At 52.8% G+C, this 24767-nt stretch carries 18 protein-coding genes; 11 read left to right on the forward strand and 7 right to left on the reverse strand.

Going from position 1 to position 24767, the window contains the following annotated elements:
* Positions 1-46: 46 nt before the first annotated feature.
* From K7P01_RS23800 to K7P01_RS23820, 5 genes are all read left to right on the forward strand, one after another.
* Entirely contained in the window at positions 47-754 is a 708-nt protein-coding gene (locus K7P01_RS23800) for an SDR family oxidoreductase (protein WP_267297084.1), read from the forward strand.
* Positions 755-794: 40 nt separating this feature from the next.
* A complete protein-coding gene (gene ispG, locus K7P01_RS23805; protein ID WP_267297085.1) occupies positions 795-2756 on the forward strand; it encodes a (E)-4-hydroxy-3-methylbut-2-enyl-diphosphate synthase in 1962 nt (653 codons plus the stop codon).
* A gap of 23 nt (positions 2757-2779) precedes the next feature.
* A complete protein-coding gene (locus tag K7P01_RS23810; RefSeq protein ID WP_267297086.1) occupies positions 2780-3016 on the forward strand; it encodes a DUF6728 family protein in 237 nt (78 codons plus the stop codon).
* A gap of 1 nt (position 3017) precedes the next feature.
* A complete protein-coding gene (locus K7P01_RS23815) occupies positions 3018-3371 on the forward strand; it encodes an MmcQ/YjbR family DNA-binding protein (RefSeq protein ID WP_267297087.1) in 354 nt (117 codons plus the stop codon).
* Between the two features lie 82 nt (positions 3372-3453).
* Complete coding sequence (locus K7P01_RS23820) at positions 3454-4467, forward strand: hypothetical protein (RefSeq protein ID WP_267297088.1); 1014 nt, start codon at positions 3454-3456, stop codon at positions 4465-4467.
* A 55-nt stretch (positions 4468-4522) separates the two neighbouring features.
* Here K7P01_RS23820 and K7P01_RS23825 read toward each other — a convergent pair whose 3' ends face one another.
* The 5 genes from K7P01_RS23825 to ald form a co-directional block, all read right to left on the reverse strand.
* The gene (locus K7P01_RS23825) at positions 4523-5221 is read right to left on the reverse strand and encodes an SOS response-associated peptidase (protein WP_267297089.1); all 699 of its coding nucleotides are present in this window, start codon (positions 5219-5221) and stop codon (positions 4523-4525) included.
* Between the two features lie 27 nt (positions 5222-5248).
* The gene (locus tag K7P01_RS23830) at positions 5249-6286 is read right to left on the reverse strand and encodes a YheT family hydrolase (RefSeq protein WP_317987630.1); all 1038 of its coding nucleotides are present in this window, start codon (positions 6284-6286) and stop codon (positions 5249-5251) included.
* The gene (locus K7P01_RS23835) at positions 6232-6759 is read right to left on the reverse strand and encodes a YfiT family bacillithiol transferase (protein ID WP_267297090.1); all 528 of its coding nucleotides are present in this window, start codon (positions 6757-6759) and stop codon (positions 6232-6234) included. The genes K7P01_RS23830 and K7P01_RS23835 overlap by 55 nt, the downstream gene beginning before the upstream one ends.
* Positions 6752-7504 (reverse strand): TerC family protein, encoded by a 753-nt coding sequence (locus K7P01_RS23840; RefSeq protein ID WP_267297091.1) that lies wholly within the window; start codon positions 7502-7504, stop codon positions 6752-6754. Before K7P01_RS23840 ends, K7P01_RS23835 begins: the two co-directional genes overlap by 8 nt.
* A gap of 218 nt (positions 7505-7722) precedes the next feature.
* Positions 7723-8838, reverse strand: a complete 1116-nt coding sequence (ald, locus tag K7P01_RS23845; protein ID WP_267297092.1) for an alanine dehydrogenase — start codon at positions 8836-8838, stop codon at positions 7723-7725.
* Between the two features lie 271 nt (positions 8839-9109).
* Between ald and K7P01_RS23850 the strand changes: the two genes are divergently transcribed.
* The gene (locus K7P01_RS23850) at positions 9110-11524 is read left to right on the forward strand and encodes an alpha-ketoacid dehydrogenase subunit alpha/beta (protein ID WP_397311135.1); all 2415 of its coding nucleotides are present in this window, start codon (positions 9110-9112) and stop codon (positions 11522-11524) included.
* Positions 11525-11581: 57 nt separating this feature from the next.
* Here K7P01_RS23850 and K7P01_RS23855 read toward each other — a convergent pair whose 3' ends face one another.
* On the reverse strand, positions 11582-12493 hold the full coding sequence (locus tag K7P01_RS23855; RefSeq protein ID WP_267297093.1) for a hypothetical protein: 912 nt from the start codon (positions 12491-12493) through the stop codon (positions 11582-11584).
* Between the two features lie 35 nt (positions 12494-12528).
* Between K7P01_RS23855 and K7P01_RS23860 the strand changes: the two genes are divergently transcribed.
* Positions 12529-13518 carry an acyl-CoA synthetase family protein gene (locus K7P01_RS23860; protein WP_267297094.1) on the forward strand — a complete coding sequence of 330 codons (990 nt, stop codon included), beginning with the start codon at positions 12529-12531 and terminating at the stop codon, positions 13516-13518.
* Positions 13519-13950: 432 nt separating this feature from the next.
* On the opposite strand, the gene K7P01_RS23865 is transcribed toward K7P01_RS23860, so the two are convergent.
* Positions 13951-16620, reverse strand: coding sequence for a valine--tRNA ligase (locus K7P01_RS23865; RefSeq protein ID WP_267297095.1), 2670 nt, complete (start codon positions 16618-16620; stop codon positions 13951-13953).
* A gap of 180 nt (positions 16621-16800) precedes the next feature.
* Here K7P01_RS23865 and K7P01_RS23870 point away from each other — a divergent pair, with 180 nt between their 5' ends.
* From K7P01_RS23870 to K7P01_RS23885, 4 genes are all read left to right on the forward strand, one after another.
* On the forward strand, positions 16801-17931 hold the full coding sequence (locus K7P01_RS23870; protein ID WP_267297096.1) for an MFS transporter: 1131 nt from the start codon (positions 16801-16803) through the stop codon (positions 17929-17931).
* A 376-nt stretch (positions 17932-18307) separates the two neighbouring features.
* On the forward strand, positions 18308-20113 hold the full coding sequence (locus tag K7P01_RS23875) for a class I mannose-6-phosphate isomerase (RefSeq protein ID WP_267297097.1): 1806 nt from the start codon (positions 18308-18310) through the stop codon (positions 20111-20113).
* A gap of 73 nt (positions 20114-20186) precedes the next feature.
* Entirely contained in the window at positions 20187-21596 is a 1410-nt protein-coding gene (locus tag K7P01_RS23880; RefSeq protein ID WP_267297098.1) for a sugar porter family MFS transporter, read from the forward strand.
* A gap of 33 nt (positions 21597-21629) precedes the next feature.
* On the forward strand, positions 21630-24764 hold the full coding sequence (locus tag K7P01_RS23885; protein ID WP_267297099.1) for a GH92 family glycosyl hydrolase: 3135 nt from the start codon (positions 21630-21632) through the stop codon (positions 24762-24764).
* The last annotated feature ends 3 nt before the right edge of the window (positions 24765-24767 follow it).

The raw sequence follows: 24767 nt of genomic DNA on the forward strand, positions 1-24767 counted from the left end.
AAACAAACGCAATCTTTATCTTGGGCTAAAGATAGAATAAAATATCATGAACAGACTGATTGCCGTGACCGGCGGAACCAAGGGAATAGGGCGGGCCGTGATCGAGAAATTTGCCGCCCACGGATTTGATATTGCGACATGTGCCCGTCACGACGACGACCTGCGTCAACTGAAGGCGGCGGTAGAGGCAGCACATCCAGGGATTACGGTACACGTCAGGTTGGGCGACATGTCAGACAAAGACCAGGTAAAGGCGTTTTGTACGTTTGTTCAACAGCTGGGCCGACCACTGGAGGTGTTGGTAAATAACGCGGGCTACTTCATTCCCGGCGACATTGCCACCGAGCCGGAAGGTACCCTGGAGAGCATGATCCACGCCAACCTCTACAGCGCCTACCGCACTACACGCGGGCTGATCCAGGATATGAAACGCAATCGGCTGGGCCATATTTTTAACATCTGCTCCGTAGCCAGCATCAAGGCATACCCCAATGGCGGGTCTTATGCCATCAGCAAATTTGCCTTGTTGGGCTTTACCAAATGCCTGCGCGAGGAGATGATGCCGCACAACATCCGCGTAACGGCGGTCATTCCCGGGGCCACCCGCACGGCCAGTTGGGACGGCACGGACCTTCCCGACGAACGTTTTATGAAGGTGGAAGATGTTGCTGAAACTGTCTATGGCGCCTATGCGTTGTCTCACCGGAGTGTAGTGGAGGAAATCGTCATCAGACCCCTCCTGGGCGACCTGTAGCGACGTCTTTTTCCCTACCTTTGCCCTAAAATCAGCGTGTGTGAATCAGTCTATTGACGCTTTAAAGCAATATTGTAACAGCCTGGTGCAGTACAGCCGGCGCCAGACCCTGGAAGTGAACATTGGCGACGTGCCGATGGGTGGCACAAACCCCATCCGGATCCAGTCTATGACGACCGTCGATACGATGGATACGCAGGGCTCGATCGAGCAGGTGATCCGCATGGTCGACGCCGGGTGCGAATATGTGCGTATTACGGCCCCCAGCATCAAAGAGGCCCAGAACCTGGCCGAAATCCGCAAAGGCTTGCATCTGCGCGGCTACAAAGTGCCCTTGGTGGCCGACATTCACTTTACACCGAACGCTGCTGAGCTGGCTGCCCGTATTGTTGAAAAGGTACGGATCAACCCCGGCAACTATGCCGATAAAAAACGCTTCGAGACCATTGAATACACCGAAGCCAGCTACCAGGCCGAGCTGAACCGTATACGCGAGAAATTCCTGCCGCTGATCCGCATCTGCAAAGAGCACGGCACGGCCATGCGAATCGGTACCAACCACGGCTCGTTGTCAGACCGCATCATGAGCCGCTATGGCGACAGCCCCATGGGCATGGTCGAGTCGGCACTGGAGTTCCTCCGCATTTGTGAAGACGAGCAATACTTCAATATTGTGCTGTCCATGAAGTCCAGCAACCCGCAGGTAATGGTGCAAGCGTACCGCCTGCTGGTGCAGAAGCTCGACGAAGAAGGACTGAAGCCATACCCGCTGCACCTGGGTGTGACGGAGGCGGGCGATGGCGAAGACGGTCGCATCAAATCGTCGGTCGGCATTGGTACCTTGCTCGAAGATGGTTTGGGCGATACCATTCGTGTATCGCTCACGGAAGAACCTGAAGCTGAGGTGCCGGTGGCCCGCGAGCTAGCCGCCCGCTACGAGCATCGCGTCGGCCATACGCCGATTGCGCCCATCGTGCATTATCCCATCACACCGTTTGAATACAACCGTCGTGTAACACGCGAAGTACTCAACATCGGCGGGACACACGCCGTGCCTCGCGTCATAACCGACCTTTCGGGACGCGATAAGATCACCGTGGCTTCTTTATTTGCGGTGGGGTATCAATACTCGGTGCCCCTCGACAAATGGAACATAACCGACACCGCCTGCGACTATATATTCCTGGGTGATCATGCTGTCGACTTTGAAATACCCGGCACGCTGGGATTATTGTACCACCACGCCACCTGGCTGACGCAGCGCGGGAAAGACAGAACCTATCCGGTAATACCCGTCTCCGAATATCTGCGCGGTGTAGAACAATCACCGGTGCTTAACTTCGTGCGCGTAACACCCGAAGACATGGACCAGGCCCTGTTGGTACGGCTGAAGCAAGACACTACGGCGGTGCTATTGGCGACGACCGACAATGCCCATGCCATGGCAGCACTGCGCCGGTTGTTCGTCGAACTGATTAACCAGGGCTGCGACGTACCGGTCATCATCGGCCGCCAGTATCAGGACCTGAACGGCGAGCAACTGCAGCTCTACGCAGCAACCGACACCGGCGGCTTGCTGGTGGACGGCCTCGGCGATGGCCTCTTCCTGGAGACCGTACGCAGCGGCTCCGACAAACTCGTAAACGACACCGCCTTTAATATCCTCCAGGCCACACGCACGCGTATTTCGAAGACCGAGTATATATCTTGCCCTTCGTGTGGACGTACGTTGTTCGACCTGCAGGAGACTACGGCCCGCATTCGGGTGCGCACCAGTCACCTCAAGGGCATCAAGATCGGTATCATGGGCTGTATCGTAAACGGGCCTGGCGAAATGGCCGATGCGGACTATGGCTATGTAGGCTCCGGCCCCGGCCGCATTACACTGTACAAAGGCAAGGAAGTCGTACGCAAAAACGTGCCGACAGTCGAGGCGGTTGATGAGCTGATCAACCTGATCCGCGAACACGGCGACTGGATTGAACAGGAATCGGTGAACTAATGTTTTACGCTAAGAGCACGATCATGGACAATAAAGCAAAGGCAGAAACATCTGCACCTGCCGCGAAGAAGCGGAGCGGTATAAAAGAATTCTTTAGTATGGGGGAAGTAGGCAATTACTTCTTTCGCAAGAAAGATCCGGCACGCCCCAGCAATATCAACATCAAGATGATGCACGGTGTCAATAAACTGTCCATTGTCATCTTCCTGATCGGTGTGCTATACCTCATCTTTAAGCTGGTCATCAAGCCCCGGCTGTGATATGGACCTGGAGCACTTTATGCGTTGGTGCAACGCCAAGAAGGCGGTAACCGAGGAATTCCCGTTTGGTGAGAACATCCTGGTGTACAAGGTTATGGGCAAAATGTTTGCCCTGACCGACGTTGACCAGTTCGCAAGCATCAACCTGAAAGTGGATCCTGAACAGGGCATTTTGCTGCAAGAAGAGTACGCCGCCGTGCAGCCAGGCTACCACATGAACAAAAAACACTGGATTACGGTCGTTCTGGACGGGTCGGTTCCAAATCGCCTTTTACAGCAGTGGATCGATAATTCTTACAATTTAGTAGTGTCAGGACTGACGAAAAAGCAGCAAAACGCGTTAAGAGAGGCATGAATCGAGCGCAAAATGCCATAAATCCTACGCTATCAGGGGAGTTATGGGTAAATTCTTTATTTTTGTTTGAATTACCCTGTTCATGCTGAGGGCATTTTTTGTTTTATTCATCTGTAGCCTGTTCCTGACTGCTTGTACACAGCGCATGATCTGCCCTGCGTATCAAAGCGCGTTCATTTACGATAAGGACGCGTTACGCAAGCATTTTAGCTATTTTCAGGACGATTCCACTCCTAAAGTGCTGACAGCCAGCAAGAACAAATACCTCATTGCCGAGCCCACGTCATATCGCAAGAAGATTCGCAGCATGCAGACCGTTCCTATGAAGAATGTCTACGTGCAAGTACCCGACTCTCTGAAGGAAGGTTACGACAGCCTGGGCCTGAATGGAGAAGACGGCGTGGTGCCAGGAGCGGAGCTCGACCTGGCGGCCCGTTCGGTCATTGATAGTATTTACATCGAAGACGTACCGCAAGACACCACGTCCGAAGAAGCCGAAGGCGACAGCATCTATGTCATCACCAAAGACAAGGAACTTCGGATGTTGAAGTACGAATACTCCGACACTGCCCACATCGATCCGGCTACCGGCAAGATGCTAAAATCGACACCTAAATATGTCGTCACCGAAATTACCTTCAACGTAGAGCAGGACAACTACATGTGGTACCTGCGTAAATCCCTTGTATTGCCGGACGTGCGCATTGCCAAGCTTGGCCAGGCGGAAGCCGCGAAAGAGGAAAAGGCCGCGAAGAAAAAAGGTGGATTCTTTAAAAACCTCTTCAGGAAGAAAAAGGACAAGGAACAACCTGCCGACTCTGTCGTAGCGCCCGAACCGCGCGACGACGACTTCGACTACGTAGACGAAGAAGAACAAAAGCAACAAGCTGACGCCCAACTCGCACAACCCGAGCCAGAGAAGAAAGGGTTGTTTGGACGCAAAAAGAAAAAAGAAGCCAAGCCCGAAGGCGACGAGCCCGAAAAGCCCGCGAAGAAGAAAAAAGAGAAGAAGGCTAAGAAGAAAAAAGGCGACGATCAAGCTGAGGAAACTCCTGCCGAAGAGAAGAAGGAGGAGGAAAGCGACGATGGATTCTAATGGCACGTGCCTGGCGTGCCTACCCTGGTCCGGTCAGAAGACTAACGTATCCCCGTTAATCAAACAAAGTCAAATTCCCGAACTGATCAGCCGGCGGGGTTGGTATAATCAACGACGGCACGTCGGCAGCATTGTCACTAATGCGTGGCGATACCGAGTAGTGGTTTAAATATTCTGCTTCTAACGGCTTCAACAATCCCAGTAGGTCTGCCTCTGTACTTTCCTTGTTGAGCCACACAGCCTCTTCCTTTGGATCCAGGATCACCGGCATACGATCTTGCACCGACGCTACGAGCGAATTCGCTTGCACGGTAATAACCGAGAAGGTGTGAAACTGATTGCCTTCTGTATCTTCATACTCGTCCCATGTACCGGCGAATGAAAACAATCCCGAGTCCCGGGCTACAAAACGAAAGGGAATAAAGCTCTTTTTACCCGCGCGCTTCCAGCCATAAAAACTATCGGCGGGAACGATACACCGATTCTTGATGATCGACTTTTGTTGTGCGGCTTTTTCGAGGATCGTTTCGGTGCGGACGTTTATAATCTTTTCACTGAGGGTTTTGTTCTTCGCCCATGCAGGGGAGGTGCCCCAGTAGAAATTAGAAATGCCTTGCGGGGCGGTATGGGTAATGACGGGTAGCAGCTGGGTGGTGGTGGCGTTGTAGCGCGGCTTGTAGAATTCTGGCACGTCTACTCCGAAACGGTCACTGAGCGTAGAGGCAGACGCAGTAATGCTATAGCGATCGATCATAGTGGCCGGGGGTATTAGGTCGGCAATTTACGTCAAGATAAATTGCAACGCGCGCTCTTCACTCCAATATAACCCATTTTTATTGATTTGTGCGAAGCCCACGTGGCCACCCCGCGTGATGCACTCAAAGGTGACCGATGCATGCTTTGCGAGTCGCTCCATCGGAAAAGAGTTTTTGCCGAGGAAAGGATCGTTCACAGCATTGACGATTAACGTGGGCACGTGGATGCCATCCAGGAAATGGATTGAGCTATTGCGTTTGTAATAATCCAATGCACTGGCAAAGCCATGCAGCGGGGCGGTATAATATTCGTCGAACTCGAGGATGGTACGAATGTGCTCCAGGCGGCTTGTGTCGAGGCCTTGCATCTTTGCAGCCTTGCGGGTGATCTTCGATTTCAGGCTCTTCAAAAAACGGCGTGCATAGATCCAGTTTTCGCGCCTGGAAATTTCCAGGCAGGCATCGTGCAGATCGAGCGGTACGGAGAACACCGCGGCGCGGTGAATGGCCGGCGGCAGGGTGCGCTCACCCAGGTACTTCAGTGTAAGGTTGCCGCCGAGGCTAAAGCCGACCAGGTCGATTTGAGTATAGCCTTGCTGGATGGCGTGTTGTACGACGAGGTCCAGGTCTTCCGTCGCACCGCTGTGATAAAAGCGCAGCAGGCGGTTCATATCCAGCCCACAGCCGCGGAAGTTCCAGGCCAGCACGTCGAAGCCCTGTAGAAGAAAGGCTTTGGCCATGCCCTTGATATACGGACGTTGTGAGTCGCCTTCCAGGCCGTGCGACAGGATGAGCAAAGGCCGCATGCCGGCATCACCAGTCCTCCCGATCTGTTGGGATCGGGACAGCCAGTCCAGGTCGAGAAAGTCGCCATCGGGCGTTTCGATGCGCTCGCGGGTGTAGGGAGGAAGCTCCACCGAGCGCATCAGGGCTGGAAAGATGGTTTCCAGGTGGCGGTTAAAGAGAAAGAACGGAGGGTTGTAGGGCACAAGGGGCATAATACCGGATGCTACGACAAGGCCGCCACAATCTTGAGGTGCCCGGCGTGGTGTTCGCCGTGCCATGCGTAGCTGGCAATCAACTGATCGAGGCGAATGTGCTTCTTCGAGTCCGGGTGGAAGAACGAACGTTGCAGCTCCGGCTCGCGCAGCGAACGCAGCAAGGGGACCCACTTGGCGTGCAGACTTTTCAGCAGCGCAACCGCCAGGGCGGGGTCGGCAATAATCTCACCCGTTTGGGCCCAGGCGACTTCGTCGTATGCTTTGATGGTAGGAGTATCTTCCGTCAGCGTCCACTTGGTGCGGATGTAGGCGTTCAGGTGGCTATCGGGAATGTGGTGTAACACCTGCCGGGCAGTCCATCCACCGGGGCGATACGGCGTTTCCAACTGACGCGGGGAAAGACCTTTGAAGAGCTTTTCGATCTCCGCGGGCACAGCCTCGATGCGATCGATCAGCGCAGTAATTTCAGCCGCGGTATACGAGGCTTTACCCTCGTTGCGACCGATGGGGTAGCGTAAGGCTTCGTCGTTACTCATGAAATTCTTCTTTGACTTTCTTGCGTTTGCCGCGTGCGCGGATGTTGATCATCTCGATTCCCATCGAGAACACCACCGCAAAGTATATATATCCTTTCGGAATATCTTTACCAAGCCCCTCAAGAAAGATCATAAAACCGATCAGGATCAGGAAGCCCAGGGCCAGCACTTCCATCGATGGGTGACGGTTGATGAACTCGCTGATTTTACCCGAGAAAATCATCATGATACCGATCGATAGCACGACGGCAATGATCATGATGATAATTTCATTGGTCAAACCGACAGCCGTCAGGATGGAGTCAAACGAAAAGATGATATCCAATAATACGATCTGTACAATAACATTTGATATGTTCACTTTTTTCTGACCGCTTTCCGCGCTTAGCTCGTCCTCGCCTTCCATCTCGTGGTTGATCTCTCGCGTACTCTTTGCAATGAGGAACATACCACCAAAGATGAGGATGAGGTCACGGCCGCTGATGGCACCGTCTTCAGCCATCCAGTGCGGTACTTCAAACAGGGGGCGGGTAAATTTCATCACCCAGGTAATGGTCAGTAGCAGCAAGACACGTACGCCCATGGCCAGTAAGAGGCCTATGTTGCGGGTACGGGCCCGGTACTCGGCAGGTAAGCGGTTCGAAACAATGGAAATGAATATGATGTTGTCAATCCCAAGAACAATCTCAAAAAACGTTAGCGTTAACAAGGCAAGCCAGGTTTCCGCGTGAAGGAATATTTCCATGCCGAGGGGTTATCCAGATTAATTTAAGCGTTAAAAATAGGATATGTAACGCGATCCTCCAAAGGCGGGTTGCGTGGAATTTGCACCGGAACCTAACGTCGTAAGGGGAGGGAATAGACCAAAAAAGGCCTTCCTGACGGCAGGAAGGCCCCTTGTTATGGAAGACCTGTTTGTTTTAGGTGTAAGAATTACTTACGTCAGGCCCGTTTAATTTACAATTAGGCTAAATAGTTGCTGACGTCGGTATAAGGCAAATTAAAAGCGTCGGCGACAGCCTTATACACTACTTGCCCTTGAATGACGTTCAAGCCCAGGCGCAGCTCCTGACTTTCCTGGCACGCCTTCTTCCAGCCCTGATTGGCCAACCGGATGGCATACGGCAGGGTAGCGTTGGTCAGCGCCAGCGTAGAAGTATAGGGCACCGCGCCCGGCATGTTGGCCACGCAATAGTGTACGACCTCGTCGATGATAAAGGTTGGGTCTTCGTGTGTTGTCGGACGGCACGTTTCAATACAGCCGCCCTGGTCTACTGCTACGTCCACCAGTACTGTGCCGGGACGCATCGTCTTCAGCATGTCGCGGGTGATAAGCTTCGGCGCTTTTGCACCGGGCACCAGTACACCACCAATGATCAGGTCGGAGTCCTTCACTTGCTCGCGGATGGTATAATCGTTTGATACGAGTGTGTGCACGTTTTTTGGCATGACGTCGTCCAGGTAACGCAGGCGGGTCAGGTTGAGGTCCACGATCGTTACATCGGCACCCATACCGGCGGCAATCTTCGCAGCGTTGGTACCGACTACACCACCGCCTAATACCAGTACTTTAGCAGGCTTTACACCCGGCACGCCGCCGAGGAGAATACCGCGGCCTTTGAGCGGCTTCTCGAGGTATTTAGCACCTTCCTGAATAGACATTCTACCGGCTACTTCCGACATCGGCACCAGCAACGGCAGGCTGCCATCGGCGCGTTCTACCGTTTCGTATGCGAGACAGATGGCGCCACTTTCGAGCATGGCTTTGGCCAGCGGCTCATACGATGCAAAGTGGAAGTAGGTAAAGACCAGCTGATCTTTGCGGATTAATTTATACTCTTGTTCGACAGGCTCCTTTACCTTCATGATCATTTCGGCTTTTGCGAAGACGTCGGCTGCGGTGGGCAACAACGTGGCACCGGCCTTTTGATACTCGTCATCCTGAAAACCGCTGCCGGAACCTGCTGTCGTTTGGACATATACGGTATGGCCGCGTTTTACCAGTTCCTGTGTGCCTGCCGGAGTCAGCGCGACACGGTTCTCATTGTTCTTGATTTCTTTCGGTACGCCAATGATCATGCTTGGATATGGTTTAGAATTTCGTGCAAATATAGCAGCCACCCGCTCACAAACAGGGAGTTGGCAAAAGATGATTTTTAATCGGAATAATTGCCTGTTAATGTTCCTTTCGTTCAACAAAAATGTTGGAGAAGAACTATTCTCGAAATAAAATTTGTATTCGCGCCATCGAAAAAAAGCAGTTGCGAAGGACCCCGTCGGCCAAACGCTTTTGAAACGTAAAACTATTGTCTATTTTTGATCTGAACACAAGCACTAAAATCCGGAAATCTTGAGCGTGATTAAAGAAGCAAAGACCCGATTCACACAGGCGAGAGTAAAAGAGATTCTCTCCGACTATCGCCTGGCGTTGGAAAGCCGCGAAGCCAGCATACTTGGCCGCAAGGAAGTCTTTATGGGGAAGGCCAAGTTCGGTATCTTCGGCGACGGCAAAGAGCTCGCCCAAATTGCGATGGCAAAGGTGTTTCGCAACGGCGACTTCCGTTCAGGCTACTACCGTGATCAGACCTTTATGTTTGCCATCGGTGAGCTAACCATACAGCAATTCTTTGCGCAATTATACGCCCATACCGACATCGTGGCGGATCCATCCACAGCAGGTCGTTTGATGACGGGCCACTTCGGCACCCGCACGCTCGACGAGCAAGGCCGGTTCCGCAAGCTGACCGATATAAAAAACAGCAGCGCCGACATATCGCCCACCGGCGGGCAGATGCCGCGTCTGCTGGGCCTGGCATATGCGTCTAAATTATACCGCAACAATCCCGACCTGCAACGCTATACAGACTTCTCCGTTAACGGCAACGAGATCGCGTTTGGTACAATTGGAAATGCCTCAACGTCGGAAGGCATGTTCTTCGAAGCCATCAACGCGGCGGGTGTATTGCAGGTGCCCATGCTAACATCGATCTGGGATGACGGCTATGGCATCTCCGTACCGCAAGAGTATCACACGACTAAAGGCAGCATCTCGAAAATGCTTGCGGGCCTGCAGCGCACCGAAACCGAAAACGGGTTTGAGATCATTACCGTCAACGGCTGGGATTACACCGCGCTGATGGAGGCCTACCAGCGTGCCGAGACGATCTGCCGCGAGCAACATATACCGGTGCTGCTGCACGTCGAAGAGCTGACACAACCCCAGGGGCACTCGACGTCGGGCTCGCACGAGCGCTATAAATCCAAAGAGCGCCTGGCGTGGGAGGTCGAACATGATTGCGTTAAAAAAATGCGCGAGTGGCTCGTCCAGGAAGTCATGATCCTGCCGGAAGAGCTCGACGATATCGAGAAGGAAGCGAAACAAACTGCACGCCAGGCCAAAGAACGCGCGTGGAAAGCCTTCACAGAAGATGTAAAACGCGACCAGCTTCAGGTAACGACGATCCTCGAACAAGCCGAAGGCATGAGCCGCAACAGCGAGGAGATAGCCTTGCTGCGCAACGAGTTAACGACGACCATCAACGCTACACGACTCGAGACCATGCGTGCCGCGAAAAGAGCATTACGCTTATTCCGCGAAGAAAGCCACGATGCCAAGACCGCGCTCATCGCGTGGTTGACCGCTGCTGAAAAAGACAACCACAGTCGCTATAGCTCACATTTGTATAGCGAGTCCGACGAGTCGGCGCTGAAACAGGAGATTATTCCAGCAAAGTATAACGAGCACTCGTCCATCGTAGACGGACGCGAAGTACTGCAGGCATGCTTTGACGCCGCCCTTTCACGCGACCCGCGTGTGCTGGCCTTTGGCGAAGACGTCGGCAAGATCGGAGACGTAAACCAGGGCTTTGCAGGGCTGCAAGCTAAACACGGCGAGCTGCGCGTGACCGATACCGGCATTCGCGAGTGTACCATCATCGGCCAGGGCATCGGTACCGCCCTGCGCGGCCTGCGCCCTATTGCCGAAATACAATACCTCGATTATTTTATCTACGCCTTGCCGACACTGTCAGATGACCTGGCAAGCTTGCAATACCGTACCAAGGGAGGACAAAAAGCTCCGCTCATTATCCGCACCCGTGGTCACCGCCTGGAAGGTGTATGGCATGCCGGCTCGCAGATCGGCATGTTGCTGCACAGCTTACGGGGGATATATATCATTACGCCGCGTAACATGACACAGGCGGCAGGTTTTTATAATACCATGTTAAAGGCAGACGACCCGGCAGTGATCATCGAATGCCTCAACGGCTATCGCCTCAAGGAACGTATTCCCGATAACGTCGGCGAGTTCACGATACCCCTGGGCATGCCCGAAGTACTCCGCGAGGGTACCGACGTGACCATCGTTACATACGGATCGATGTGCCGCGTAGTGATGGAAGCTGCGGAAGCACTGGAGCAAGCCGGCATCTCGTGCGAGGTGATCGACGTACAGACACTGCTGCCGTTTGACGTGACCCACCGCATTGCCGACTCGGTCAGGAAAACCAACCGCATCGTCTTCGCGGACGAGGATGTACCGGGTGGCGCGAGCTCGTTTATGATGCAGCAGGTGCTCGAGGTACAGAATGCTTATCGTTACCTCGATGCGAAGCCGGTGACAATCACTGCGCGCGAACATCGCCCGGCCTACGCATCCGACGGCGATTATTTTACAAAGCCCAATCCGGAGACTGTGTTCGAAGTCGTGTATGAAATGATGCACGAAACAGACGCCAACAGATTCCCGTCATTATATCGATAAAAAAAATAAGCCGGTTTAGCCGGCTTATTTTTTTATACTGGTGCTACCGCGGCGCTGTTACCGTCGGATCTCGGCAAGCGTAAAGGGCGGTGTGACAATGGTGTTACTTTCATTCAATGCACGATCGCGAATCTTGATTGTCAGTCGTAATTGTGTACTCATGCCAAAGATGCCGACGAAACCTTCCGACACCATGTGGTACCGGATGATCCCATCCAACGATCCGTCGTCTTGTGTGAGTACGGGGAACCGGCCGTCAAAAGACGGTGCACAGGTCTTGGCCTCACTATCGCGCGTCCAGTCGTAAGAAGTCCACTCACCATTCGGATTTTGGTCGGTTTTCAGTAGATATTCGAAGTCTACTTCGATGTTGAATGAGGTCGGGTTACGTTCGACTACAAAACGGCCTTCTACTTTCAGAAGGTTGTCTCCTTGTATGGCAATCCGTCTCTTTACTGTAAATGTTTCATCGATGAGGTTGTCGCTTTCCAGCACGTACACGGAGTCGAAATGATAGGTAGTACAAGTGTTGGGATAGATGTCCGCCGGCATGGTGGCGTAATACGCCGGATCGTCCAGGGCCTTGTCCGTCAACAGTATCCCTTGATTTTGGGTCGTGGGGCGGATGAAGTCGATCCGGTCGAGTCCGAGCGCTTGCGTGTCGTCGTCGGCAATGCGGAAAGGTACAATGCCCTTGTCAAATCCACCCGGTGAACCATTCTTGATCGCGTAGGTGTACGAATTATAGGGAGCTGCCTGGTAGCGCGGGTCGTTTGCGTCCAAACCCAGGTCGCCGTCGCCGTCCTGGAACGACATGGACAGGGTCAGCGAGTCGGAGCCGTTCACTTCACGGAAAGAGACGCCTTCAAAGGCTATTTTGGGCGTATTGGGATATTCAGGCGACTCAAAGCAGGCACTGATCATCCACGCCAAACCACCAAACAGGCACAAACTTTTTATAACTCTCATTTCCGTATTTTTGGACCCGGTCAAGTTAACGACGCTTGGATACTTTTAAAAATTTTGAATCGAAATTATACTCGGTAAACGATGACACCTTCAATGATATTGCTTTGGAGGTATTTCGTTTCCAGGCCGGGAACAACCCCGTTTACGCTGCCTTTATTCGTCACCTGGGCGTAGCCCCGGCCGCGATCAGGCATTGGCAGGACGTCCCGTTTTTACCCATATCGTTTTTTAAGACGCATTTTCTGCAAACCGGCCAATGGACGCCCGAAGTGATCTTTACCAGCAGCGGCACCACCGGGGCGGCCACGAGTCGTCACGGCGTCGGGCAGCTGGCCTTTTACCATCGACACGCCCAGCGGTGTTTTGAGTTCTTTTTTGGTCCCCTGACAGACTACCATTTCCTGGCCTTGTTACCATCGTACCTCGAGCGGCAAGGTTCGTCGCTCATTGCCATGATGGACTATTTCATAAAAAACAGCCAATCCGAATATTCGGCGTACTACCTGCACCAGACAGACAAGCTGCTGGCCGATGTAGAGAAGCTGCGCCATACCGCTAAAAAGATCATCCTGTGGGGAGTATCGTTTGCCTTGCTGGACCTGGCTGAAAAACACGACGTCGACCTCAGCCATTGCCTGATCTTTGAAACCGGGGGCATGAAGGGGCGACGCAAGGAAATTACCCGCGCCGCGCTGCACCAAACCTTATATGAACGATTGCATGCGCGACCGGTATTCTCCGAATACGGCATGACTGAGTTACTTTCCCAGGCCTATACAACCGGAAAATATACATTTAAATGCCCACCCTGGATGCGTATTACGGGCCGGGAAGTGACGGATCCGCTACGCAAGGGGTTACTTGATGAAACGGCGGGGATTAACGTCGTAGACCTGGCAAACTTCCAGACGATTTCCTTCCTGGAAACCGAAGACCTGGGAAAAGTATATGGATCAGGCGCATTTGAGGTCCTTGGACGGATGGACAATAGTGATATTCGAGGATGTAATTTGATGGTGGAGTAAGAAAACCGCGTCGATTGCACCTTTTCGCATTTGTTTTCTTATTAAAGAACCATATTTTTGTTAGTAACCAATTCTATAACATGAAAAAGATTGTTGCATTCGCACTCTTAGCAGCTTTCATCTCAGCGTGCAGCCAGTACACTTGTCCTACCTATACGAAAAAGGAGGCTCCCAAGCATACTGCCAAAACCGCCCAAAGAATCTAATCAGCATCCCTTCATTCCCAAAGGTGCTACTTCGCGGTAGCCACCAGATACGGAAAAGCCAACGTCCTCTCCGGCCACCGCATTACTTCGGTTGTTCAGCAGCGGATGTATGTTTTCCGGCATAGTTTCCTGGAATGGATATGTTTACTTTTCCGTCAACCAGGAAAAGAAAAGGCTCTCTGATGATCTCAGAAAGCCTTTTTTTACAGGCACAAGCCAGAGATGCCTACCGGCTCAAAGCTTCTTCCAGCGCTTTAATCCTTGCCTCAGCGTCTGCCTTCTTTCTATTCTCCGCGTCCAGCACCTTCTGCGGTGCACCCGCCACAAACTTCTCATTCGAAAGTTGCCGATTCACCTTCTCCAAAAATCCCTGCTGGTAAATCAATTCCTTCTGCATTTCTTCACGTTCCTTGCGTTCCTTTTCAGCATCCACTTTTCCTTCCAATGGAATAAAGAACTCAGTCGACCGCACCAGGAACGGCGATGATTGCCCCGCCGGCGCCTCCGTTACAAACTTAATGTCATCCAGGTTTGCCAGCTTCTTTACCACCGGCCAGAATGCCTTTACGGGTACCGTCTCACTATTCTTGACGAGTAGCGTCAGCGTCGCTTTCGGCGACATGCCTTTTGAATTGCGCGTGTTACGTACCTTGGTAATAATTTCAAACGCCAATCGTGCTTCCAGCATCAGGTCGTCTTCCAGGGGCGTCAACGGTCTCACCACAGGCCATGCTGCTCGGATCACACAGTCGTCTTCGGTGCGATCTTGCAGTTCGTGCCACAGCTCTTCGGTAATGAACGGCATGAACGGGTGCATTACCTTCAACAGGGTTTCGAAGAAACCAACCGTGCGGTTATACGTCATCCTGTCGATCGGCTTTTCAAACTCCGGTTTGATAGCTTCGATGTACCACGAGCAGAAGTCGTCCCACGCCAGCTTGCGTACGGCATTCACAGCGTCCGACATTCTGAATTTGCTGAAGTGGTCGTTTAACTCGGTCAGCGACGCTTGCAGCTGTGCGTCAAACCATGCGACAGCCGTAGTATTTTCTTCCGGAGTCGGTATGTCGGCTACTGTCAGGCCCTTCACAAATCGAAAAGCGTTCCAGATTTTGTTGTTAAAGTCTCGGCCCTGCTCAATCAGCTTCTCATCGTACAGCAAGTCATTGCCCGCCGGGGAACTGAACAGCATACCCGTGCGCACGGCGTCGGCGCCGAAGGTGGCAATGAGATCGAGCGGATCGGGTGAGTTGCCCAGCGATTTCGACATCTTGCGGCCTTGCTTGTCGCGCACAATGCCCGTCAGGTATACATTCTTAAACGGCATGGCGCCGCGGTATTCATAGCCTGCAATGATCATACGCGCCACCCAGAAGAAAAGAATCTCCGGAGCCGTCACCAGGTCATTGGTGGGGTAAAAATAATTCAGGTCGGCGTTGCCGGCGTTGCCATCTTTAAATACCGTGGTATCAAAAACGGCGATAGGCCACAGCCAGCTCGAGAACCAGGTGTCCATCACGTCGGGATCCTGGCGAATTTCGGCGGCGGTAACGTTCGGGTTCCTGGCCTGGAAGAGCGTGAGAGCTTCGGCTTCGGTTCTCGCTACTACGTGGTCGCCGGCGGCATTATACCATGCCGGTATACGGTGCCCCCACCACAGCTGGCGGGAGATGCACCAATCCCGCACATTGCTCATCCAGTGGTTGTAGGTGTTCTTGAACTTCGGCGGAATAAGTTGAATGTCGTCATTCATGACGTGCTCCAGCGCCGGCTTGGTGATGGTATCCATTTTCAGGAACCACTGCAGTGACAGGCGTGGCTCGATCACAGCGTCCGTTCTTTCCGAGAAGCCCACATGACTGGTATACTCTTCGGCCTTCACCAGGTAGCCGGTAGCTTCGAGTTCTTTGGCAATCTTCTTCCGTGCGATGAAACGATCTTCGCCAATGTATAGCCTGGCCTTTTCGTTCAGCGTGCCGTCCTCATTAAGAATGTCGATCACCTCCAGGTTGTGCTTGCGGCCAAGCTCGTTGTCGTTCATGTCGTGCGCGGGCGTTACTTTCAAACAGCCCGTGCCAAAATCCATCGCGACATATTCGTCTTCTATAATGGGAATAGCGCGGTCGATCAGCGGGATCAATGCACGCTTGCCCTTCAGGTGTTTGTACCGCTCGTCGGCAGGGTTAACGCAGATGGCCGCGTCGGCCATGATCGTTTCGGGACGTACCGTCGCGATGGTTACATACTCATCCTGGCTGCCTTCGATGGCGTAGCGAATGTGGTATAATTTCGAGGGAACGTCGCGGTGGATAACTTCGTCGTCCGACAATGCCGTTTTGCCGGCAGGGTCCCAGTTGACCATGCGCATGCCGCGGTAGATATTACCCTTGTTGTACAAGTCGATGAAAACATCGACCACGGCGTCATAGTAGTCGGGGTCCATGGTAAACTTGGTGCGATCCCAGTCACAGGAGGCACCGAGCTTTTTCAGCTGTTCAAGGATGATCCCACCGTACTTTTCCTTCCATTCCCACGCATACTTTAAGAACTCGTCGCGGGAGAGGTCTGACTTCTTAATGCCGCGTTCGCGTAGCATGGCAACGACCTTGGCTTCCGTGGCGATCGAGGCATGGTCGGTGCCCGGCACCCAACAGGCCTCTTTGCCTTCCATACGTGCTTTACGCACGAGTACGTCCTGGATGGTGTTGTTCAGCATGTGGCCCATGTGCAGCACGCCGGTCACGTTCGGCGGCGGGATGACGATGGTGTATGGTTCTTTTCCGGAAGTCGGCTTGGCGTGGAAAAAGCCTTTTTTCATCCAGTACTGGTACCACTTGTCTTCTACTTCTGCAGGGTTATATTTTGTCGAAAGCATATCAATAAGTATTGGGCTCATGGAGCACCGTTTTGGCAGCGGTTGTAACTGCCGCCAGGGTCCATAAGGCCGCAAAAATAAAGAAAATGAGCATACGATCGCGGGTAAAATGGCCTCAAAATGCAGGGGCAGGAATAATCTGGCCGGATCGAAATCCACCGGGCCATCGCGTTGCGTAGATAAGGCACCTGAGACACCTTTATGAAAATTCTTGCTGCCATGAAACCCGAGCCGGAAATCCGGTGGAAGCAGCTTTGGAGCCTGGCCGCCCTGTATGCCTCGGTGGTCATCGGCTGGATAGCGTACCAACGCTATCAACCCAAGCTGCTCGTTGAATTTCACTTCACGCAGTTTTCGCTTTTGCTCGTCGTGGCAGAAGCTATCATTGTGACCGTTACACCACCCCTGGCCGGCTTGCTGGGCGACCGATATCGCGCCGAGAAGGGACATCGTATTCCCATTATCTCGGCGGGCATCAGCTTTGCCGCCATGATCTTTATGGCCGTAGCCTTTACGCTCCTGGCACACCCCGGCGAAACTTTTAAATGGATACTGCCGGTGTTGATTATCTGCTGGCTCATCGCCATGAGCATCTTCACCAGCCCGGCACTGTCCACGCTTGAACTCTTTACCCCCGTCGAGCAGCTGCCACGGGCCATGGCTTTACTCACGATCATCGGCAACCTGGTCTATGCGCTGGAACCTGTCATTGTCGACATCATCGACTACGCCGGCGCACCGGCCACCTTCATGGCGGGTGGGGCAGTCGTGGCCCTATCCGGCCTGGCCCTGAAAAAGAACTCGCTGCACCTGTTCAAAACGCAGGCCGGCAGAGAGAAAGAAGCAGACGCTGATGCAGATCTGGGCAAAGCACGCTATGGCCACATTTTCCTACTGGGCATAGCGTTGGGCACGGCCACCACGGTCATGTTCAATCTCTTCCCGGATGTGCTGCAACCGCACATCGGCGCGTGGCTGCATGCTGCCAACGGCAAGGTACTACTGGTATATATTCTGGTGCTGTCGGCCATTGCCTCATGGCCAGCCAGCAACGTGGTCACGCGACTGGGGCTGCGTAAGACTTTTTACGGCAGCTTGTTCCTGATCGTACCCGTCATGACATTGCTCTTTGTGGTGCAACAGCCGATAGGCGTACTGGTGCTTACGTTGTTGTTTGCCTTGTTATTCTCGACCTTATCAGTAAGCTCATTGCCGCTGGCTATCCGCCGCGCAGCATCCGAGCACAAAGTCTTTTCCGTCGGTATATTTTTTAGCGGCGTCGCACTGCCCGATGGTATAATCGAAGTATTACAAGCGCTCCATATTTTATAAAATCGTTTTTGACAAGCGAGGTTAGCCCGGCCGGTCTGAGTTTCTCAGCCGGTCTTTTTTTTATGCAATACTCATCTACCGAAAGACATAACAGAGAGAAACCTCGCAACAGTCACAGCTATACCTCCTTCACCTGTTAATTTAAAGTTTCACGTCGCGTGCATGTTCTTTAAAGCCAAAACGGAATTCGCTTTTCATAACTTTTTACGCTACAAAATTTGATGTTTTACGCCACTGGCGATAAAAAGAGAGCCGTTTTTTTGGTGGTTCAAACATTTGCGCTAGTTTTGACTTGTTGAATGTTCATACATACACACATTTTTACAAAATGGGTAAGTGTGGGCGAAATGCACAAATGAAAAGACAGATAAGGGTCATGATGAATAGAAGCGATTTGACAGCAGGAGCAGCGGTTAACGGAACTACGATAACATCAAATTATGATAAACATCCGGCTATCCGGGTGGAGGCGACTGACGAGAATTGCTGGGCAGGCTGGAAACACATAGCTACCCAGCTTCAGAAACATATTACCGAAAAACGACAACAACAGCCAAACGTTGTGCTGGTGGTCGATTGCTACCAGGGGGTGTATACGGAGCCCCTCGAGAAGACCCTGCGCGAAACCTTGGTATATGATTCCTTTGTTGTCGCCCGCACGGCGTATAAGAATGAGGAGGACATTCGCAAGATGGTATATCCCTACCTGACGGATGACCGTGTTTTTGGTAAACTGACATCGTTGGAAATCCAGGATTACTTTGACCCCAAAGCTGTTGAGACGCTCAAAAAGCAAGTGGCATCTGGCCAGGGCGTGACCGTGGTAGTAGGAGAGGGCGCTGCCGCCATGGTCGGCCGGGGCGATATCCTGGTTTATGCCGACATGGCGCGGTGGGAAATTCAACTGCGCATGCGCCGGCACGAGGTGAACAACCTGGGCGTGCACAACCAACAGGATACTTTCGCACAGCAATATAAACAAGGATTCTTTGTAGACTGGCGCGTGTTGGACCGCCACAAACAAACCCTGATGGACTCATGGGACTATGTCCTGGATACGAATAAACACGATGAGCCCAAGCTTGTGCGCGGCGCGTCTGTTCGGCATGGACTGAAACTGGCATCGCACAGGCCTTTCCGCGTGGTGCCATTTTTTGATCCGGGCCCGTGGGGTGGACAGTGGATGAAGGAAGTATGCGACCTCGACAAGTCTGCAGAGAATTATGCCTGGTGTTTTGACTGTGTGCCTGAAGAGAACAGCCTGTTGCTGCAATTCGGGCAGCATGTCGTTGAAATACCGTCCATCAACCTGGTGTTCGCGTATCCGCAGTCGCTGCTGGGGGAGCATATTTACCAACGTTTTGGCAAAGAGTTTCCCATTCGTTTCGATTTTCTCGATACCATGGACGGGGGCAACCTGAGCTTACAGGTACACCCCACAAAAGAATATATCAAAGAGCACTTCGGCCTGGACTACACACAGGACGAAAGCTACTATATGCTGGATACCCGCGAGGACGCCGTAGTATACCTCGGCCTAAAGAACGGTATAAATCCAACGGAGGTGATTGATAAGCTACGAGAAGCTCAGCAAACAAGTAAGTTCGATGCCGAAAAGTACGTAAACAAGTGGCCTGTAAAGAAACACGACCACGTGCTCATCCCCGCGGGAACGATACATTGCTCCGGGCGCAACAGCATGGTGCTGGAGATCAGCGCCACCCCCTACATCTTCACCTTTAAATTGTGGGACTGGGATCGCTTAGGCCTTGACGGCAGGCCGCGTCCCATTCACATTGACCATGGTGAGAAAGTAATTCAATGGGATCGTCAGACGGAGTGGACAAAGGAAAACCTTATCAATGCCGTTGAGAAGATCGGACAGGGCGACGGTTGGATCGAAGAAAAAACGGGCTTGCATGCCTCGCAATTCATTGAGACCCGTCGGCATTGGTTTACCGGCACAGTGCCACATCATACGGATAACACAGTCAATGTGCTTAACCTGATTGAAGGACGAGAAGCGATTGTCGAAAGCCCCTCCGGCGCATTTGAGCCGTTTGTGGTACACTATGCAGAAACATTTATTGTGCCAGCAGCCGTAGGAGAGTATACGGTTAGGCCACATGGTGAGTCTGTTGGACAACAGTGCGCCACGATCAAAGCATTTGTACGAAACTAAACAACCGAGTACCTGCACCTGTACCATTCATTCATACGAGAGGATATAGGGCGGCGCTAAATTTTTATGTCTTATGGATGTGAACGCAAAAGCAGCAGAAATAGAAAAGGCCGGCCCGGTCAATGAAAGCCCCCGTGCCAATATGCGGTTTGTTGTAACGATATCGCTCGTAGCAGCCTTTGGCGGCCTGCTGTTTGGATACGATACAGCAGTGATCGCCGGCGCCATTGGTTATCTGCAAACCAAGTTTCAACTTTCCGCTGCCATGACGGGCTGGGCAGCATCCAGCGCTATCTGGGGATGTATCTTCGGTGTACTCTGTACAGGCTACGTCAGCGATGCCATCGGCCGCAAGAAAGTACTGGTCCTGACCGCCATCATCTTTGCCGTCTCGGCGGTGGGCTCGGCCATTCCGGTGGACCTCACGCAGTTTGTTATCGCCCGGTTTATTAATGGCATTGCCGTGGGCGCCGCGTCGATGTTGTCACCATTGTACATTGCCGAGATCGCGCCGGCGAAGTACCGCGGCATACTGGTGACGCTGTATCAGCTGGCGATTGTGATCGGCATAAACCTGATCTACTTCATCAACATGAAGATCGCCAGCATGGGTAACGAAGCCTGGAACGTAGAGCTGGGCTGGCGGTATATGCTGGGCTCGGAAGTAGTGCCGGCAATCATCTTTTTCGGCCTGCTCTTCTTCGTGCCGGAAAGTCCGCGTTGGCTGGCGAGCAAAAACCGGATCGATGAAGCATTGAAGATTCTGAAGAAGCTCAACGGTGACATCCAGGCGCGCATCGTGCTGCAAGACATTCTTACTACACTGCACGAGGAAAAAGGTACTGTCCGCGAGTTGTTCTCTAAAGGACTGCGCGCAGCGTTGATCGTAGGTGTCGTACTGGCATTGTTCTCGCAGATAACAGGTATCAATGCAATTATTTATTATGCTCCGGAGATTTTAAAAAGTATTGGCATGGGCCAGGATGCGGCGCTGGTGCAGACCGTCATCATCGGGACCACCAACACGATCTTTACGTTCGTGGCTATCGCTTTTATTGACAAGATTGGCCGGCGCTCACTGTTGTTGTGGGGTGTGTCGGGTATGGTCATCTGCCTGGCGGCCATTGGCCTGTTGTTTTACCTGCAGGTAGGCAACAACACCTGGCTGATGGTGTTCATCATTGGTTACATCGCTTCGTTCGCATCTTCGCTTGGACCCATTCCCTGGGTTATCATCTCTGAAATATTCCCTACGAAAACACGCGGTGTAGCCATGTCATTGGCCACCGTCGTACTGTGGATCGGCGTGGCGCTGATCACGCAGTGGACGCCCGTGATGATGGAGCAGCTGGGCGGCGCCTATACATTTTGGATCTTCATGGTCAACGCTGTCATACTACTGGTCTTCTCGTACCGGATGATTCCCGAAACGAAAGGGAAGACCCTGGAAGAGATTGAGCAGATTTGGAAAAAGAAAGGGTAGGAGCCAGCGGAAGAAGTTTTAAACAATAGCATGATGAAAAGAATACTTTTGCTAGGTCTATTTGCCCTGATCGGCGTGGATCGTGCCGTAGCGACCGATATTTGGAGTATTGGCAAGAACGACAACTCGGGTGCCGACCTGGCCCTGGGTCCGGTAGACTATAAAAAATTCTTAAGTAAGGACTTCGGATTCGAGGACCGTTTTTTCCTGGTCGGACGTTCGGATGCCACGAGAGACTTTCCGTATGTGCTGCCCGGCCCCGATGACACCTGGGGTGGAACGTGGGGTACGTCGGGCTGGCGTACACACGAGATCAACATTCTGTTTGGTATAAAAACATTGCCCGCCGGTGGCCCCTGGAAACTCGTCATCGACCTGGTTGACACGCACCCCGGCAAGTCGCTCCTCAAGGTCGGTATCAATGAACAGCAATTCGAGAAGTTCTTATTGAAAGGCAGCTCCGACGCATCGTTGATCGGGAACATCCCGGCAAACGCCGAACGGATTCTGGAGATCCCGTTGCGCGACGGCGTGATCCGCCGTGGCGGCAATGCAATCATGATCACCGTGCTGGAAGGTTCGTGGGTAGTATTTGATCATATACGACTGGAAGGCCCGAACGGCGTTACGCTGACGGCCAACGACGACGTTTTTTTGCGCAGTGTAAAACCCGCATCCTATGAAGTAAAAAGCGGAAAGAAAAACATTCAGCCACTGTTGGTAGACGTAGAACATCTGGCGGGCACCCCCCGCCTTGAAGTACAGCTCGACGGCAAGACGATATTACAAAGCACCCTGGACTCGGCCCGTTATCAACTCGAAGCGCCTATGCCGGCCGTTACCAAACAGACGACAAGCCAGTACCGCATTCTGGTGAATGGCAAAGAAATGGAAGCCGGCTCCATCCAACGTGCGGCTGGTAAAATACAAACGCCGGCGGATTATGTCGACACCCGCATCGGCACGGCGCACTCACGCTGGATGATCGCACCCGGACCATGGATGCCCTTCAGCATGGTAAAGCTCAGCCCTGATAACCAGAACATCGGCTGGCAGGCTGGTTATCAACCTACCTTCGAGACCATTGGCAGCTTTACACACATCCACGAGTGGACTATGGCCGGCCTCGGCATGATGCCGACCAACGGTGCCTTGCAAACCAAAGTAGGCGACCAGTTCGATCCGGACGGTGGCTACCGATCGCGTATCGACAAGGCTACAGAAGAAGCTCCGCTGGGATATTACAAAGTATATATGCCTGATACACGTATCTGGGCCGAAGTAACAGCCACAGAGCGTGCCGGCTTCCAACGTTATACCTTCCCGAAAGACCAGGATGGCCGTGTCATGATCGACCTGCACGTGCAGGCCGAATATGACTATAAATTATTAGACGTTGAGATCAGGAAAATGAGCGACTATCGTATCGAGGGTCGCAGCCACCAGATATCACCGCGCCCCACCGTGTGGAGCGATGATGCTGACCAGGAATACACTGTCAACTTCGTTATCGAATTTGACCAACCCATCAAGAAGATCGGTGGCTGGCTCAACGATGAGCAGGTAGACATTAGCAAGCTGCAAGGCAAAGACCTGAAGGACGCCGGTGTATACGTCGAGTTTGATACTAAGAAATCAGCTGTCGTACAGGCCCGCTCGGGCATATCGCTGGTGAGCATTGCGAACGCGGGTGAAAACCTGGAAAAGGAAATTACTAAACCCTTCGGCTGGAAGTACGATGCCGTGGTAGAGAACCAAAAGAGCGTGTGGAACAACTACCTGTCGCGTATCACCGTCACAACCGATAACAGGCTGGAGAAAGTGCGTTTCTATACCAACTTCTTCCGTTCGCTATGCCGCAATACGTGGAGCGATGTGAACGGCGAGTGGATGGCGCCGGACGAAACGAAACAGAAATTCACCAACCCCAACCACCTGGCCCTGGGATGTGACGCCTTCTGGAATACATTCTGGAACCTGAATCAGTTGTGGAACCTGGCGACACCGGAGTGGTCGTCGAAGTGGGTGAACTCGCAGCTGGCGATGTACGATGTAAGCGGCTGGTTGGCAAAGGGCCCTGCCGGTATGGAATATATACCGGTGATGGTGGCCGAGCACGAAATACCGTTGATGGTATCGGCTTACCAGATGGGCGTCCGCGACTTCGATGCCGAGAAGGCCTTCCAGGCCATGAAGAAAATGCAGACGACACCCGCCGGCCCTGTGGCGGGAGGCTTCGCGGGCAACCGCGATCTGGTGGCGTACATGAAGTATAAATATGTGCCGTCCGACCTTGGGCGGTTCTCCAATTCGCTTGAATATTCGTACGACGACTGGACGGTGTCGCAGTTCGCGAAAGCATTGGGCAAAGATGCAGACTACAAAGTTTTTGCCGCGCGTGGCGAATGGTGGCGGAATGCTTTTAACCCGAAGAACGGCTATGCGCAACTGCGCGACAGCAAAGGTGTGTTCACCGAGCCGTTCGATCCTTTCCAGTCCGGCCGCAACCACCACTACGTAGAAGGAAACTCCTGGCAGTTGAGCTTCTTTGTGCCGCAAGATGTACCGGCCCTCGCGAACGTGGTTGGACAGAAGACATTTGTCGATCGGCTCCACTGGGGTTTCGTAGCCAGTGAGCCCTGGCGCTACAATGCGCCCAACGACCAGTATTGGGATTACCCGGTCGTGCAAGGCAACCAGCAATCCATGCACTTTGCCTTCTTGTTTAATTGGGTAGGCTACCCGTGGCTGACGCAGAAGTGGAGCCGCTCGATCCTGGAAGAATATTATGGTGGCGGCATGGCAAATGCCTACCTGGGTGATGAAGACCAGGGGCAGATGAGCGCGTGGTTTGTGATGGCGTCAATAGGCCTCTTTCAAACCGACGGGGGGTGTCGTACAGAACCGGTATACGAAATCGCCAGTCCGCTGTATGAACAGATCGTGATCGACCTCGGCGGACGTTACGGTCGCGGCAAGCAATTTGTAATCGAAGCAAAGAATGCATCACGCAACAACAAATACGTGCAATCGGCCACACTCAACGGCAAGCCGCTTACCTCTTTTAAATTCCCGGCAAAGGATTTACTACAAGGTGGCACGCTGACATTAGTGATGGGCAACAAGCCGAATATGCAGTGGGGCATTGAACCTGGCAAAGCAAAATAAACT

Origin of the sequence: Parachryseolinea silvisoli, from assembly GCF_021190955.1 — a bacterium.
Lineage (GTDB): Bacteria > Bacteroidota > Bacteroidia > Cytophagales > Cyclobacteriaceae > Ohtaekwangia > Ohtaekwangia silvisoli.

What these genes read in the sequence shown, in the direction of transcription:
- K7P01_RS23800 (WP_267297084.1), top strand. Translation starts at nt 47, where the DNA reads ATGAACAGACTGATTGCCGTGACCGGCGGAACCAAGGGAATAGGGCGG.
- K7P01_RS23810 (WP_267297086.1), top strand. Translation starts at nt 2,780, where the DNA reads ATGGACAATAAAGCAAAGGCAGAAACATCTGCACCTGCCGCGAAGAAG.
- K7P01_RS23815 (WP_267297087.1), top strand. Translation starts at nt 3,018, where the DNA reads ATGGACCTGGAGCACTTTATGCGTTGGTGCAACGCCAAGAAGGCGGTA.
- K7P01_RS23820 (WP_267297088.1), top strand. Translation starts at nt 3,454, where the DNA reads ATGCTGAGGGCATTTTTTGTTTTATTCATCTGTAGCCTGTTCCTGACT.
- K7P01_RS23825 (WP_267297089.1), bottom strand. Translation starts at nt 5,221, where the DNA reads ATGATCGATCGCTATAGCATTACTGCGTCTGCCTCTACGCTCAGTGAC.
- K7P01_RS23830 (WP_317987630.1), bottom strand. Translation starts at nt 6,286, where the DNA reads ATGGCACGGCGAACACCACGCCGGGCACCTCAAGATTGTGGCGGCCTT.
- K7P01_RS23835 (WP_267297090.1), bottom strand. Translation starts at nt 6,759, where the DNA reads ATGAGTAACGACGAAGCCTTACGCTACCCCATCGGTCGCAACGAGGGT.
- K7P01_RS23840 (WP_267297091.1), bottom strand. Translation starts at nt 7,504, where the DNA reads ATGGAAATATTCCTTCACGCGGAAACCTGGCTTGCCTTGTTAACGCTA.
- ald (WP_267297092.1), bottom strand. Translation starts at nt 8,838, where the DNA reads ATGATCATTGGCGTACCGAAAGAAATCAAGAACAATGAGAACCGTGTC.
- K7P01_RS23855 (WP_267297093.1), bottom strand. Translation starts at nt 12,493, where the DNA reads ATGAGAGTTATAAAAAGTTTGTGCCTGTTTGGTGGTTTGGCGTGGATG.
- K7P01_RS23865 (WP_267297095.1), bottom strand. Translation starts at nt 16,620, where the DNA reads ATGAGCCCAATACTTATTGATATGCTTTCGACAAAATATAACCCTGCA.
- K7P01_RS23870 (WP_267297096.1), top strand. Translation starts at nt 16,801, where the DNA reads ATGAAAATTCTTGCTGCCATGAAACCCGAGCCGGAAATCCGGTGGAAG.
- K7P01_RS23875 (WP_267297097.1), top strand. Translation starts at nt 18,308, where the DNA reads ATGATGAATAGAAGCGATTTGACAGCAGGAGCAGCGGTTAACGGAACT.
- K7P01_RS23880 (WP_267297098.1), top strand. Translation starts at nt 20,187, where the DNA reads ATGGATGTGAACGCAAAAGCAGCAGAAATAGAAAAGGCCGGCCCGGTC.
- K7P01_RS23885 (WP_267297099.1), top strand. Translation starts at nt 21,630, where the DNA reads ATGAAAAGAATACTTTTGCTAGGTCTATTTGCCCTGATCGGCGTGGAT.